Annotated in this window: 13 protein-coding genes; 6 read left to right on the top strand and 7 right to left on the bottom strand. The window is 67.6% G+C overall.

Annotation, left to right across the window (positions count from 1 at the left end; genetic code table 11):
• Positions 1-3 precede the first annotated feature (3 nt).
• The 6 genes from trpA to DA69_RS13235 all read right to left on the bottom strand — a co-directional run bounded on the left by trpA (position 4) and on the right by DA69_RS13235 (position 5,167).
• Positions 4-861 (bottom strand): tryptophan synthase subunit alpha, encoded by an 858-nt coding sequence (gene trpA / locus DA69_RS13260; RefSeq protein ID WP_025978016.1) that lies wholly within the window; start codon positions 859-861, stop codon positions 4-6.
• Positions 858-1,346 (bottom strand): hypothetical protein, encoded by a 489-nt coding sequence (locus DA69_RS13255; protein WP_025978015.1) that lies wholly within the window; start codon positions 1,344-1,346, stop codon positions 858-860. The genes trpA and DA69_RS13255 overlap by 4 nt, the downstream gene beginning before the upstream one ends.
• Positions 1,346-2,560, bottom strand: coding sequence for a tryptophan synthase subunit beta (gene trpB / locus DA69_RS13250; RefSeq protein WP_025978014.1), 1,215 nt, complete (start codon positions 2,558-2,560; stop codon positions 1,346-1,348). Before trpB ends, DA69_RS13255 begins: the two co-directional genes overlap by 1 nt.
• A gap of 32 nt (positions 2,561-2,592) precedes the next feature.
• On the bottom strand, positions 2,593-3,231 hold the full coding sequence (locus DA69_RS13245; RefSeq protein ID WP_025978013.1) for a phosphoribosylanthranilate isomerase: 639 nt from the start codon (positions 3,229-3,231) through the stop codon (positions 2,593-2,595).
• A 225-nt stretch (positions 3,232-3,456) separates the two neighbouring features.
• Positions 3,457-4,194: a pseudouridine synthase gene (locus tag DA69_RS13240; protein ID WP_025978012.1), complete on the bottom strand. Its 738-nt coding sequence runs from the start codon at positions 4,192-4,194 to the stop codon at positions 3,457-3,459.
• Between the two features lie 73 nt (positions 4,195-4,267).
• A complete protein-coding gene (locus DA69_RS13235) occupies positions 4,268-5,167 on the bottom strand; it encodes a class I SAM-dependent methyltransferase (protein WP_025978011.1) in 900 nt (299 codons plus the stop codon).
• 61 nt (positions 5,168-5,228) lie between these two features.
• Here DA69_RS13235 and mutM point away from each other — a divergent pair, with 61 nt between their 5' ends.
• The 5 genes from mutM to dnaN all read left to right on the top strand — a co-directional run bounded on the left by mutM (position 5,229) and on the right by dnaN (position 10,797).
• Entirely contained in the window at positions 5,229-6,089 is an 861-nt protein-coding gene (mutM, locus tag DA69_RS13230) for a bifunctional DNA-formamidopyrimidine glycosylase/DNA-(apurinic or apyrimidinic site) lyase (protein WP_025978010.1), read from the top strand.
• Between the two features lie 136 nt (positions 6,090-6,225).
• Entirely contained in the window at positions 6,226-7,011 is a 786-nt protein-coding gene (locus DA69_RS13225; RefSeq protein ID WP_025978009.1) for an enoyl-CoA hydratase, read from the top strand.
• 166 nt (positions 7,012-7,177) lie between these two features.
• A complete protein-coding gene (rpsT, locus tag DA69_RS13220) occupies positions 7,178-7,447 on the top strand; it encodes a 30S ribosomal protein S20 (protein ID WP_025978008.1) in 270 nt (89 codons plus the stop codon).
• Between the two features lie 503 nt (positions 7,448-7,950).
• A complete protein-coding gene (gene dnaA, locus DA69_RS13215; protein ID WP_235599165.1) occupies positions 7,951-9,378 on the top strand; it encodes a chromosomal replication initiator protein DnaA in 1,428 nt (475 codons plus the stop codon).
• A gap of 300 nt (positions 9,379-9,678) precedes the next feature.
• Positions 9,679-10,797, top strand: a complete 1,119-nt coding sequence (dnaN, locus tag DA69_RS13210) for a DNA polymerase III subunit beta (protein WP_025978006.1) — start codon at positions 9,679-9,681, stop codon at positions 10,795-10,797.
• Between the two features lie 2 nt (positions 10,798-10,799).
• Here dnaN and DA69_RS14610 read toward each other — a convergent pair whose 3' ends face one another.
• The gene (locus tag DA69_RS14610; RefSeq protein ID WP_145915927.1) at positions 10,800-11,525 is read right to left on the bottom strand and encodes a hypothetical protein; all 726 of its coding nucleotides are present in this window, start codon (positions 11,523-11,525) and stop codon (positions 10,800-10,802) included.
• 196 nt (positions 11,526-11,721) lie between these two features.
• On the opposite strand from DA69_RS14610, the gene recF reads away from it, so the two are divergent.
• Entirely contained in the window at positions 11,722-12,900 is a 1,179-nt protein-coding gene (gene recF, locus DA69_RS13205) for a DNA replication/repair protein RecF (protein ID WP_025978005.1), read from the top strand.
• The last annotated feature ends 56 nt before the right edge of the window (positions 12,901-12,956 follow it).

Genomic DNA, 12,956 nt, shown 5'->3' with positions numbered 1-12,956 from the left:
CCTTTAGACGGTTTCCGCGAGGAAATCACTATTCTGGGGCGCACTCGTTCGCTCGGCTTTCACCGCATCGGACAGCGTCTTCACCTTGGCCAGAACGCGGGGGACAGCCGCTTCGTTCGCCTCAAGGGCGGCGGCGACTTCGTTCACGAAGACCGAACCGGCGACGACGGCGTCGGCGACGCGGGCGATCTCGGCGGCGCGTTCGGGCGTGCGGACGCCGAAGCCGACGGCGACGGGCAGGCCGGCGGCGCGTCGCACGCGCTCGACGGCGGGCGCCACCTCGGCGGCGACGGCCTCCTTCACCCCGGTCACCCCGGCGACCGAGACGTAATAGACGAAGCCCGACGTGCCCTCGGCGATGACCTTGAGCCGGTCGTCGTCAGAGGTCGGCGTGGCCAGCCGGATCAGCGAAACTTCGGCCGCGTCCAGGGCGGCGGACAGCGGCCCGGCCTCTTCCGGCGGGCAGTCGACGACGATGATGCCGTCCACGCCGGCCTCGGCCGCGTCGCGGGCGAAGGCCTCATAGCCGTAGGATTCCACCGGGTTCAGATAGCCCATCAGGATCAGCGGCGTGTCCTGATCGCTCTTGCGGAAGTCGGCCACCAGGTCGAGCGTGCCGCGCAGGGTCATCCCCGCCTTCAACCCGCGCAGGGCGGCGCGCTGGATCGGCGGCCCCTCGGCCATCGGATCCGAGAAGGCCAGGCCCAGTTCGATCAGGTCGGCCCCGGCGGCGGGCAGGCCCTTCAGGATCTCCAGCGCCTCATCCCGGCTGGGGTCGCCGGTCATGACATAGGGGACGAAACCGGCCCGGTTCTCAGCCTTCAGCTTGGCGAAGCGGGCGTCGATGCGTGCGGTCGTCATTGCGGCAGGGTTCCGGCGACCGGCGAAGCCGGGCCCGAGGTGCAGACGTCGCCGGGAATGACCGCGAAGCCCAGATAGCCCGGCGCGGTCGCCTCGGCCGGTTTGCTCTCGTCATAGAAGGCGACCATCTGCAGGCCGTCGCAGCCGCCGCCCTCGCGGCGCCGCACGAAGATGACGCGGTTGTCGTCCCCGTCCGCCGCCAGCCAGTTCAGCGTGCCCAGATGTTCCGTATAGGCGTCGGCCAAGGCGCCGATCTGGTCCAGTTGCGCCGTCACGCAGAAGGCGGGGCTGCGCAGCAGGCCGCCGCAGTCGGCCGCCTCTGTCGCCGGAGGCAGGATCGGCATTCCGGTCGCCGCCGGGCCGGGCGGGACGGTCGGCGCCGTCTGCACCGGCGCCTGTTGGGCGGGCGCAGCGGTGTTCTGCGCCAGGGTCAGGCTGGGCGAAGCGGCCGCCAGAAGGGCGGCGATCAGCAGGGTCTTCATCATTACAACTCCACGCCCAGGTGTTGAGCCACGGTGTTAATGTCCTTGTCGCCCCGGCCGGACAGGACGATGACCAGATCGCCCCCCTTGCCGAGGTTCCGGGCCACCTCGCCGGCGCGCGCCAGGGCGTGCGACGACTCCAGCGCCGGGATGATGCCTTCCAGTTTGCACAGGGTCTGGAACGCTTCCAGCGCCTCGTCGTCGGTGGCCGACAGATATTCGCCGCGACCCAGATCGTGCAGCCAGGCGTGCTCCGGCCCGATGCCCGGATAGTCGAGACCGGCCGAGATGGAGTGGCCCTCCAGAATCTGGCCGTCGGCGTCCTGCAGCAGATAGGTGCGGTTGCCGTGCAGCACGCCCGAGCGCCCGCCCTTCAGGCTGGCGGCGTGGTCGGGGGTGTCCAGGCCGTGGCCCGCCGCCTCGACCCCGATCAGGCGCACGCCCTCGTCCTCGATGAAGGGGTGCATGGCGCCGATGGCGTTCGATCCGCCGCCGATGCAGGCCATGACGGCGTCGGGCAGGCGGCCGATCTGGCGCTGGGCCTGGGCCTTGATCTCCTTGCCGATCACCGACTGGAAGTCGCGCACCATGGCCGGATAGGGGGCCGGGCCCGCCGCCGTGCCGATGATGTAATAGGTGTCGGCGACGTTGGTGACCCAGTCGCGCATCGCCTCGTTCATGGCGTCCTTCAGCGTCGCCGCCCCGGCCGTCACCGCCGAGACCTCGGCGCCCAGCAGCTTCATGCGGAAGACGTTCGGCTGCTGACGGGCCACGTCGACGGCGCCCATGTAGACGGTGCAGGGCAGGCCGAAGCGGGCGCAGACGGTGGCCGAGGCGACCCCGTGCTGGCCGGCGCCGGTCTCGGCGATGATGCGCGTCTTGCCCATGCGGCGGGCCAGCAGGATCTGGCCCATGCAGTTGTTGATCTTGTGCGCGCCGGTGTGATTCAGGTCCTCGCGCTTCAGCCAGATCTTGGCGCCGCCGAAATGCTCGGTCAGCCGCTCGGCGAAATAGAGCGGGCTGGCGCGACCGACGTAGTGCTCCAGATAGCCGTCCAGCTCGGCCTGGAAACTCGGGTCCGCCTTGGCCGCCTTATAGGCCGCCTCCAGTTCATGGATCAGCGGCATCAGGGTCTCGGGCACGAAACGGCCGCCATAGGGGCCGAAGCGGCCGTCAGCGTCGGGCCAGGCGTAGATATTGGGGAGAAATGCGTTCACGAGCGGCAGTCTTTCGCGGGAAGGCGACGAAATCAGGACCGGGATACGGCCTTGAGGAAGGCGTGGATCAGGTCAGGGTCCTTAACACCCGGCGCGCTTTCGACGCCAGAGGAGACATCGACCATCGGCGCCCCTGAAATCCGCACCGCTTCGGTGAGATTTTCCGGCGACAGCCCGCCCGCGAGGAACCAGTTTGCCGGAAGCGCCCGGTTGCGCATCAGGGTCCAGTCGAACGACGCCCCCACTCCCCCGGGCAAATCGGCGCCTTTCGGCGGCTTGGCGTCGAACAGCAGGTGATCGGCGACGTCCGCCCAATCGGCGACGGAGGCGAAGTCCGCCTCGTCCCGGATCGGCAGGGCCTTGATGATCCCCGCCCCCGTCAACCGCCGCGCCTCGGCCGCGCGCTGCGGCGTCTCGTGGCCGTGCAGCTGGATCAGGTCAGGCCGCAGGATCAAAGCGACTTCGCTCAGCAGGGCGTCGTCGGGATCGACCAGCACCGCCACGATCTTCGCCCGACCGCGCGCGCGATCGAACAGGGTGGCGGCGTGCAGCGGCGGGATGTGACGCGGGCTCTTGGGAAACACCACCGCCCCGACAAAGGCCGCCCCGCCGTCGAGCGCCGCATCCAGCGTATCCGGCGTCGTCAGGCCGCAGATCTTGGTCAGGGTCATGCGCAAATCAGGTGCGCGACTGTGGGGAAGAGGTCAAGCGCCGCACTTGCCCTCCCTTACCCCTCGTCATCCTCCGGCAAGCCGCGCAAGCGGCGCAGACCGGGGGACCCAGCGGCGCCGAAGGCGATCCTTGCGGCAAGCGCGGCGCGCGGGTCTTTCGCCCTGACGGGCGCCGCTGGGTCCCCCGATCTCGCTACGCTCGTCGGAGGATGACGAAAGAGTGGTTCAGGCGAAGATCGAGGCGATCTCATCCTCGCTCAGCAGCCGCCACTCCCCCGGCGCCAGATCATCGCCCAGCGTCAGCCCGCCCAACCGCTCGCGATGCAGGGCCTCCACATGGTTGCCCGCCGCCGCGAACATCCGACGCACCTGGTGGTAGCGCCCCTCCGTCACCGTCAGGAGCGCCTCGGTCGGCGACACCGCCTCCAGCACGGCGGGCGCCAGGGGCTTGTCCTCGCCCTCCAGCACCAGTTCGCCCGAGGCGAACAGCGCCCCCTCTGTCCCGTTCAGCGGCCGCGCCAGCGTCGCGCGATAGACCTTGGCCACCTGACGCTTTGGGCTGATCACCCGGTGCAGCAGGTCGCCGTCGTCGGTCAGCAGCAGCAGGCCCGAGGTCTGCTTGTCCAGCCGCCCGATGGTCGAGATCGCCGGGTCGCGCCGCCGCCAGCGGTCGGGCAGGACGTCATAGACCAGCGCCCCGTCCTCCTTGTGCGAGCAAGTCATGCCCAGCGGCTTGTTCAACAGGATCACCAGACCAGGCACGGGATCCAGCGGCTCGCCGTCGATCTCCATGCGCGTCGGCAGATCGGGCGTCACCGGAATGCGCTTCGACACATCGGTCAGATCGGCGCCGTCCAGCACGACGCCGCCCGCCTTGCCCAGCCGCGCCATCTCGGCCCGCGAGCCGTAGCCCATCGAGCCCAACAGCTTGTCCACGCGGGACGTCGGAATCTTCTTGCTCATGCCCTACCGCCCTTCGGGCTGCTTGAGGCCTTATGCCTCGCCCTACCGCCCTTCGGGCTGCTTGAGGGCGGGATCACTTCACCGCCTCGAAAATCTTGTAGCCGCCTTGATCCACGACCATCCGCACCCGCTTGAAGGCCGCGTCCAGCTCGGCCTCATAGGGCAGGTGGCGGTTGGCGACGATCCAGGCCGTCCCGCCCTTCCGCAGCATCTCGGCCGCCTTGCGGATGAAGTTCTGGCCCAGCCGCCGGTCCTCGGCCCCGCCGTCGTGGAAGGGCGGATTGCTGACGATGAAATCCAGATCGCCCGCCCCCTCCAGCGTCCGCGCATCGGCCCAGTCGAAACTGGCGCGCGCGTCCTCGACGTTGCGCCGCGCCGCCTCGACCGCGCGCCGGTCGATGTCGACCAGCCGCAGCGCCGTCACGCCGGGCGCGCGCAGCACCACCGTCGACAGCGCCCCGAAACCGCAGCCCAGATCGGCGCCCGCGCCCTTCAGCGGCGGCAGCACCTGCGCCAGCAGGGCCGTGCCCGGATCGATCCGGTCCCAGGCGAAGACGCCCGGCTGGGACCAGGCCTCCAGCCCCGGGACCACGCGCGGCGCTCCCGCTTCGATGGCGGCGCCCAGCCCCTCGACCGCCTCGGGGCGGATGACGATGCAGCGGCGATGGTGCGCCTTGGCCGTCTCGGCGACCTCCAGGCCGAAGCCCTTCAGCTCCTTGCCCAGGCGCGAGCCGCCCTTGTCCTTGGGCGCCATGACGTCCAGCCGCCCGCCGGGCTTCAGCGCCCTCAGCGCCAGGGCCAGCGTATAGCGCCGCTCCACCGCGCCCGGCGGGGCGTAGAGCATGACGCCCTCGGCCGAGCCGGGCGCGACCGTCTCCAGCGCGCTCGAGCCGGGGATCAGGGGCGAGGTCTGGATCGCCGTCGCGGGCGGATCGAACACGGCGGGCGGGCGGCCGTAGAGAAGCATGGTCATCCCCCGCCTATAATCCCTTCCCCCCTCGCCCGAGAAGCCGCCCGCGCCTAAGCTGTGGTCCATGCCCGAATTACCCGAAGTCGAAACCGTCCGTCGCGGCCTTCAGCCCGTGCTGGAAGGCGCCCGCCTGAGCGCGCCGCGTCAGAACCGGCCGGACCTGCGCTTTCCCTTTCCCGAACGCTTCGTGGAGCGGCTGGACGGGGCGACGGTGCTGCGGCTGGACCGGCGGGCGAAATATCTGCTGTTTCCCCTGTCCACCGGCGAGACCTGGATCACGCACCTAGGCATGACCGGCCGCTTCACCCTGGAGGGCGTCGCCCCCGGCCTGTTCGAAACGAACGCCCCCGTCATGGGCAAGCATGAGCATATGAGCCTGACCGCCGACCGGGACGGGGTGCTGACGCGGCTGGGCTACGCCGATGCGCGGCGCTTCGGCTTCATGGGCCTGATCCCGACCGAGGCGGTCGAGGGGCACGCCTGGTTCGCCAAACTGGGGCCGGAGCCGCTGGGCAACGCCTTCTCGGGCGCGCACCTGGCCGAGGCCTTTGCCGGCAAGGCGCAGAACATCAAGGTCAGCCTGCTGGACCAGAGCATCGTGGCCGGTCTGGGCAATATCTATGTGTGCGAGGCGCTCTACCGGGCGCGCATCTCGCCCCGGACAGCGGCGGGCAAGGTCAGCCGCCCCCGGCTGGAGCGATTGGCGGTCGAGGTCCGCAACGTCCTGCATGACGCCATCGCCGCAGGCGGCTCGACCCTGAAGGACTTCGCCAATGTCGAGGGCGGACAGGGCTATTTCCAGCATCGCTTCGACGTCTATGGCCGCGAGCATGAGCCGTGCCGCACGGAAGGCTGTCGCGGCGTGGTGAAGCGCATCGTGCAGGGCGGCCGCTCGACCTTCTTCTGCCCGGTCTGCCAGAAGTGAGTGACGAGTGGCGAGTGGCGAGTGACGTGCCAAAGCAAGAGGCTGGCGCGATGCAGCGACCCTCCAAGCCTTGTCTGAGACCGACAGAACCTTCTAATCACTCGCCATTCGCCATTCGCCATTTCGGGAGCCCCTCATGGCCGACGCCTATTCCACCCTGCTGATCGAACGCCACGCGGACGGCTATGCGGTCGTCACCCTGAACCGGCCCGAGGCGCTGAACGCGCTGAACACCACCCTGACCGGCGAGCTGGGCGACTTTCTGGAGAACGTGGCCGATGACGACAGCGTGCGCTGCGTGGTCCTGACCGGCTCGGCCAAGGCGTTCGCGGCGGGCGCCGACATCAAGGAGATGGCCGACCAGGCCTATGCCGACATGTACCGCGGCAACTTCTTCGCCCGCGCCCATGATCGGGTGGCGAGCTTCCGCAAGCCGATCATTGCGGCGGTCTCGGGCTATGCCCTGGGCGGCGGCTGCGAGCTGGCCATGCTGTGCGACTTCATCATCGCCTCGGAGACGGCCAAGTTCGGCCAGCCCGAGATCAATCTGGGCGTGGCGCCCGGCATCGGCGGCTCGCAGCGCCTGACCCGCGCCGTGGGCAAGGCCAAGGCGATGGACATGTGCCTGACCGGCCGAATGATGGACGCCGCCGAGGCCGAACGCTCGGGTCTGGTGTCGCGCGTCGTGCCGTCTGACGCCCTGCTGGACGAGACGCGCGCCGCCGCCGCCAAGATCGCCGGACAATCGATCCTGGCCGTCATGGCCAATAAGGAACTGGTCAACGCCGCCTTCGAGACGACCCTGGCGCAAGGGGTGGTGTTCGAGCGCCGCCTGTTCCACTCCCTGTTCGCCTTCGACGATCAGAAGGAGGGCATGGCCGCCTTCGTCGAGAAGCGGAAGCCCGCCTTCACCGGCCGCTGAGTCCGGCGTCGGGGCCGGCCGCATGGGGCGCAAACCCCGGCCCCGACTCAATTCCGGGCGGATCGCGTTGACCGTTCGGAGGCTTTCCGCTATAGCCGCCCGCTCTTGAGATTTTCTCGCCGTGGACGTGTGGTTTACGGCGTTTTCGTTCGAAGGTTTTTACCCGATGGCCAACAATGCAGGCGCCCGCAAGGCGATCCGCAAGATCGAAGCGCGGACCGAAGTGAACAAGGCCCGCCGCACCCGCGTTCGCACCTACCTGCGCAAGTTCCAGGAAGCCGTCACGGGCGGCGACGTGGAATCCGCCAAGGCTGCGTTCATCACCGCCCAGTCGGAACTGATGCGCGCCGTGTCCAAGGGCGTGGTTCACAAGAACACCGGCTCGCGCAAGGTCAGCCGTCTGGCCGCCCAGCTGAAGAAGCTGTCGGCCGCTTGATTTCGCACCGCGCTCTGACGGGTCTTCACGGCTTCGTCAAACAGCGCAATGCGACGGTCACGGAAGGCCCTTAACCGGCGTTTCGTGAAAAAATGCAAGAATTTCAACGGCGAGGAAGCGCAAGCTCCCTCGCCGTCTTGCTGTCTGCTGCTAAGTCAGACCGGCCGACTCCGGCGATCGATTAAGGCGAAATCGCCATTTTCCTAAGCCCTGCCGGGGTTTGCTGGAGTCAATCAATTTAAGTGCGAATCTCGACTCGAATCAGCGTTGATCTCCGCCGTTCCGAGGGTAAGTTGAGGGGGTAACGCACTTCCATCCCGTCTGGATGAAGACGAGGGAAATCAATGATTTCCCTCGACGCGAGATGTCTGTCTGTGAGTACGACCCCGCTTGCGAAGCCCGGCTCCGCGAGACGAGAGAAGTCGTCCCCGGACCTCGTCTCGAAGAGCGTTCGTCGGTGATAACTCTTGTGGCGGGTGTTCTTCATGATCGGGGGCGTGGCGATGGCGGGTATGACGGATCCCAACCGTATCTGGACGGAGGCGGCGGACCGCCTGAAAACTGAGATCGGCGACGGACCCTTCAGCAGCTACATCGCGCCTTCGGCGGTGCGGGTGGATTCTCAGGGCAATCTGATCCTGGTGACCCCGACCGCCTATGCGCGCGACTGGGTGCGCAAGAACGCCCTGCGTCGGATGAACGAGCTGTGGCTGGGCCTGGACGGCCTGTCGCGTCGCCTTGAGGTCCGCTGCCGCGCCGAGATGGGCTCCGTGCCCCCGGCTTCCGCCTCGCGTGAAGCCCCGCGCCTGGCCTCGATCAGCGCCGCGCCGGCGGCCGCGCCTGCCGCCCCCGCCTTCGCCCCGGCCACCGACGGCGCCCGCGCCGTGCGCGCCGCGGGCCTGCAGGAACGCCTGACCTTCGACAGCTTCGTCGAGGGCCACGGCAACGCCTTCGCCCTGGCCATCGCCAAGCAGGTGGCGTCCTGGGCCGACGGCCACTTCAACCCCGTCTTCTTCTGCGGCCCCTACGGCTACGGCAAGACCCACCTGCTGAACGCCATCGCCTGGGAGGCGCAACGCCTGCGCCCGGACGCCAAGGTGGTCTATCTGACCGCCGAACGCTTCCTGTCGACCTTCGTGCGGGCCATGCAGGACCGCTCGACCGCCGCCTTCAAGGAAAGCCTGCGCTCGGCCGACATGCTGCTGCTGGACGACGTCCAGTTCGTCGGCGGCAAGACGAGCACCCAGGAAGAGCTGCTGAACACGCTGACGGCCCTGATCGAGGACGGCAAACGCATCGTCCTGTCGGCCGACCGCGCGCCGGTGGCCCTGACCGACGTCGAGCCGCGCCTGCGCAGCCACCTGGCCGCCGGCCTGACCTGCCCGGTCGAGGCGGCGGACCGCGACCTGAAGGTCGCCGTCGCTCAATCGCGTCTGAACGCTCTGGCCAAGCTGGGCGTCGTCACCGGCGAGGCTCGTTCCGAGGTGCTGGAGCACCTCGTGGACCGCACCCCCGGTTCGATGCGCGAACTGGAAGGCGCCGTGAACACCCTGGCCGCCGTGGCCGGAAGCCGCCTGTCGGCCCTGACCGTCGACGAGGTCCAGACCCTGCTGGGCGCCGCCCTGCGCACGGGGCCCGAGCGCCGGATCACCGTGGACGAGATCCAGAAGACGGTGGCCGAGCACTTCAACCTGAAGCAGGCCGACCTGCTGAGCGAGCGCCGCACCCGCGCCATCGCCCGCCCGCGCCAGGTCGCCATGTATCTGTGCAAGCAGCACACCACGCGCTCCTACCCCGACATCGGCCGTCGCTTCGGCGGGCGCGACCACACCACCGTCCTGCACGGGGTCCGCAAGATCGAAGAGCTGATGCCCAAGGACGACCAGATCGCCCGCGACGTCGAGGCCCTGACGCGCAAGCTGCGCGGGTAAGCCGGGCAGCATCACCGCCGCCTTCTTTCGTCATCCTCCGGCTTGACCGGAGGACCCAGCGGCGCCGAAGGCGATCTTCGCCGCAGGCGCCGCGCGCGCGTCTTCGCGCTGACGCGCGCCGCTGGGTTCCCCGGTCTGCGCCGCTCCGCGGCTTGCCGGAGAATGACGGAAAGAGGATCCGGCCTGTGGAAATCGGGGGCAAGCGCCTCTGCCCGTTGCCCCTTTCGCTCAATGCGCTAGTGTTCCTGCCCATATTTACGGCGACGCTGCTTCGACAGGGTCGCGACCGGGCGAGACCATATGCAGCTGACCATCGAACGTTCCGCGCTTCTTCGGGCCCTGGGGCACGTCCAGAGCGTGGTCGAGCGTCGCAACACCATTCCGATCCTGTCCAACGTGCTGCTGAGCGCCGGGCGCGACCGCCTGTCGTTCGCCGCCACCGACCTGGACATGGAAATGGTCGACGAGGCCGAGGCCCAGGTGAACGTCGAGGGCCAGATCACGGCTCCGGCCCACACCCTGTATGAGATCGTGCGCAAGCTGCCGGACGGCGCTGAGGTGTCGCTGACCTATTCGGGCGATGATCCGCGTCTGGTGGTGGCGGCGGGCCGCTCGCGCTTCAACCTGCCGGTGCTGCCGGCGGGCGACTTCCCGGTCATGTCGGCCGAGGCGTCGGGCGCGCGCTACACCCTGCCCAAGGAAGACCTGGCGCGCCTGATCGACAAGACGCGCTTCGCCGTCTCGACCGAAGAGACGCGCTACTATCTGAACGGCCTGTATCTGCACACCGTGGCCGACGGCGGCATTCCGCTGCTGCGCGCCGTGGCCACCGACGGCCACCGCCTGGCCCTGGCCGAGACCCCGGCGCCGGAAGGCGCGGCGGGCGGCCCCGGCGTCATCGTGCCGCGCAAGACGGTGGATCAGGTCCGCCGCCTGCTGGACGACGGCGCCGGCCCGGTCGAGGTCCAGGTCTCGGCCCAGAAGATCCGCTTCGAGTTCGGCCAGGCCAGCCTGACCTCAAAGGTCATCGACGGCGCCTTCCCTGACTATCTGCGCGTCATCCCCAAGGGCAATGACAAGCAGGCCGACATCGACAACAGCCTGTTCGCCAAGGCCGTCGACCGCGTCGCCACCATCTCGGCCGAGAAGAGCCGCTCGGTGAAGCTGGCCTTCGACAACGACCGGGTGAAGTTGACCGTCCGCAACATGGAGGCCGGCCAGGCCGAGGAAGAGGTCGAGATCGGCTATTCCGACGAGCCGTTCGAGATCGGCTTCAACGCCCGCTACCTGCTGGACGTCGCCGGCCAGATCACCGGCGAGACCGCCCACTTCAAGTTCGCCGACCCGGCCAGCCCGACCCTGGTGCTCGACCCGGCCGACGTGGGCGTCCAGTATGTGCTGATGCCGCTGCGGGTGTGATTTTATTTAAATAAAGATCCCACGCCAGCGGCTAGATATATACCAATTGTGCAGGCTACTACCGCAGCTACAAATAAGGCTGAAGCGATTATCGCGAGAGCCCATCCTGTCTTATTCTTCTTGAAAAAGAAGGCTGCCGGTATGCAGCCGGAAACAATTAGCGCCGCGCCAAAAAGCGTCACAGGGAAGAAGCTGTATCTTAATATTTGATCTTCAATGCCTGGCGTGAACAGCTTGTTTCCTACCGCGAGAAATGCGGCGGCACTAGCGATCGAGATCGATGTGTGGAACCTTCGAAACCAAAAAGGCCCGCCCGCATTGGCTAGCTGATCGTTGCTCTCGGTTAGCTGTCTTGAGAGATTGTCGAGCTGATTTTTAACTTGTTCGTGGTTTTCAGATCGTTCTGATTTGCTTTCGTTCGCAATTTTTAGCGAATTTCTTAAGCTTTTTATTTCGTTCTCTAATTCGCTGCGACTTTTTATTTGTTCCGGGTGGTTTGGGAATGCGGTGAAGCCAGCCGCAGCTGCGGCTTCCATTGCAGATGACTGTTCCTGAAGATTTTTTGCAATTTGAGTTTGCAGCTGCAGTTGCGCTGAAATGATTGCACTTACTGCTGTTTGATCTGCGCTAGCGGAGGCGGCTGCAAGCGCGTCTTCTAAAGCGGCGTTGGCCTGATGGAGTAAAGATGACGCCGAAGTTATTTGAGCGTTGGATGCGAGGCTATTCATGACCAGGATACCCGAATAAAGATAAGTATATCAATGATATTTCATGTGTTGTGTCAATATGGGGTCTTGCGCGCTTTTTGAGTTTAACGTGAGCTCGTTGGAGCTTCTCATGTGAGCGAATACGGAAAGGGGGCGAGAAGAAGTTTTTGTCTCCAGCGCCCGCTTTCAGCAAATCGGTGTATTTGTTGATCGATACATGATCCGCTCCCTCGCCCTCACCGACTTCCGTTCCTATGCGAGCGCCAGCCTGCCGGTTTCCGGCGGGGCTGTGGTGCTGCATGGGCCGAACGGGGCGGGCAAGACCAACCTCTTGGAGGCGATCAGCCTGCTGACCCCTGGCAAGGGGCTGCGCGGGGCGACGGCGGCGGAGATGGGGCGGCGCGAGCCGGGCGAGGCGGTCGGGCGGCCCTGGGCCGTGGCGGCGACGCTTAGGGGCGCTGATGGCGACGAGGTCCGCCTGGGCACCGGCGTTCAGACCATGGGACCGTCGGCGCGGCGCATCGTGCGCATCGACGGCGAGACGGCCCCGCCGGGGCGGCTGCTGGACCATCTGCGCCCGGTCTGGGCCACGCCCGAGCAGGACCGGCTGTTCTCGGACGCGCGGGCCGAGCGGCTGCGGTTCTTCGACCGGCTGGTTTTCGCCGCCCATCCTGACCACGCCGCCGTCGTCTCCACCTATGAAAAGGCCCTGCGCGAGCGGCTGCGCCTGCTGACCGACGACACCCGCCCGCCCGATCCCCTGTGGCTGGACGCGCTGGAGGCCCGGCTGGCCGAGAGCGGCGCCCGCGCCGCCGTGGCGCGCGCCTTGGCGTTGCAAGAGCTTCAGGCCGGGATCGACGCCCGCGCCGACCGCCCCTTCCCCCAGGCCGATCTGGGGTTGGCCGGTCCGGCCGAAGAAATGGCGACGGCAGGCGCCGACGAGGCCGACATCGTCGAGGCGCTCGGCGAAGGCCTGATGCGCGCGCGACCCCGCGACGCCGCCGCCGGGCGCAGCCTGTTCGGCCCGCACCGCTCAGACCTCACCGCCCTGCACCGCGAGAAGAACCGTCCGGCGGCGGAGGGCTCGTCGGGCGAGCAGAAGGCCCTGGTGCTGAACCTGATCCTGGCGCAGGTGACGCGCCTGGCGGAGCAACCCGCCCAACCGATCCTCCTGCTGGACGAAGCCCCCGCCCATCTGGACGAAGCCCGTCGCGCCGCCCTGTTCGACGAGATCGAGGCGCTGAAACTTCAGGCCTTCATGACGGGCACCGAGCGGCCGCTGTTCGCGGCGCTGGAAGGCCGTGCGCAGTTCGTGGCGGTGGAAGGCGGCGGGCTGTCTTCCCCTTCTCCCCTTGTGGGAGAAGGTGGCGGGCGGAGCCCGACGGATGAGGGGTGACCACGCGACCTTGCCGGTTTTCCCGAGCCTTCAGCCATCGTACTTAAACCTCACGC

The sequence above is a fragment of the Brevundimonas naejangsanensis genome (assembly GCF_000635915.2).
Taxonomy (GTDB): domain Bacteria; phylum Pseudomonadota; class Alphaproteobacteria; order Caulobacterales; family Caulobacteraceae; genus Brevundimonas; species Brevundimonas sanguinis.
The sequence above is the reverse complement of the archived record's forward strand: the minus strand, read 5'-3'. Positions and strand labels throughout refer to the sequence as shown.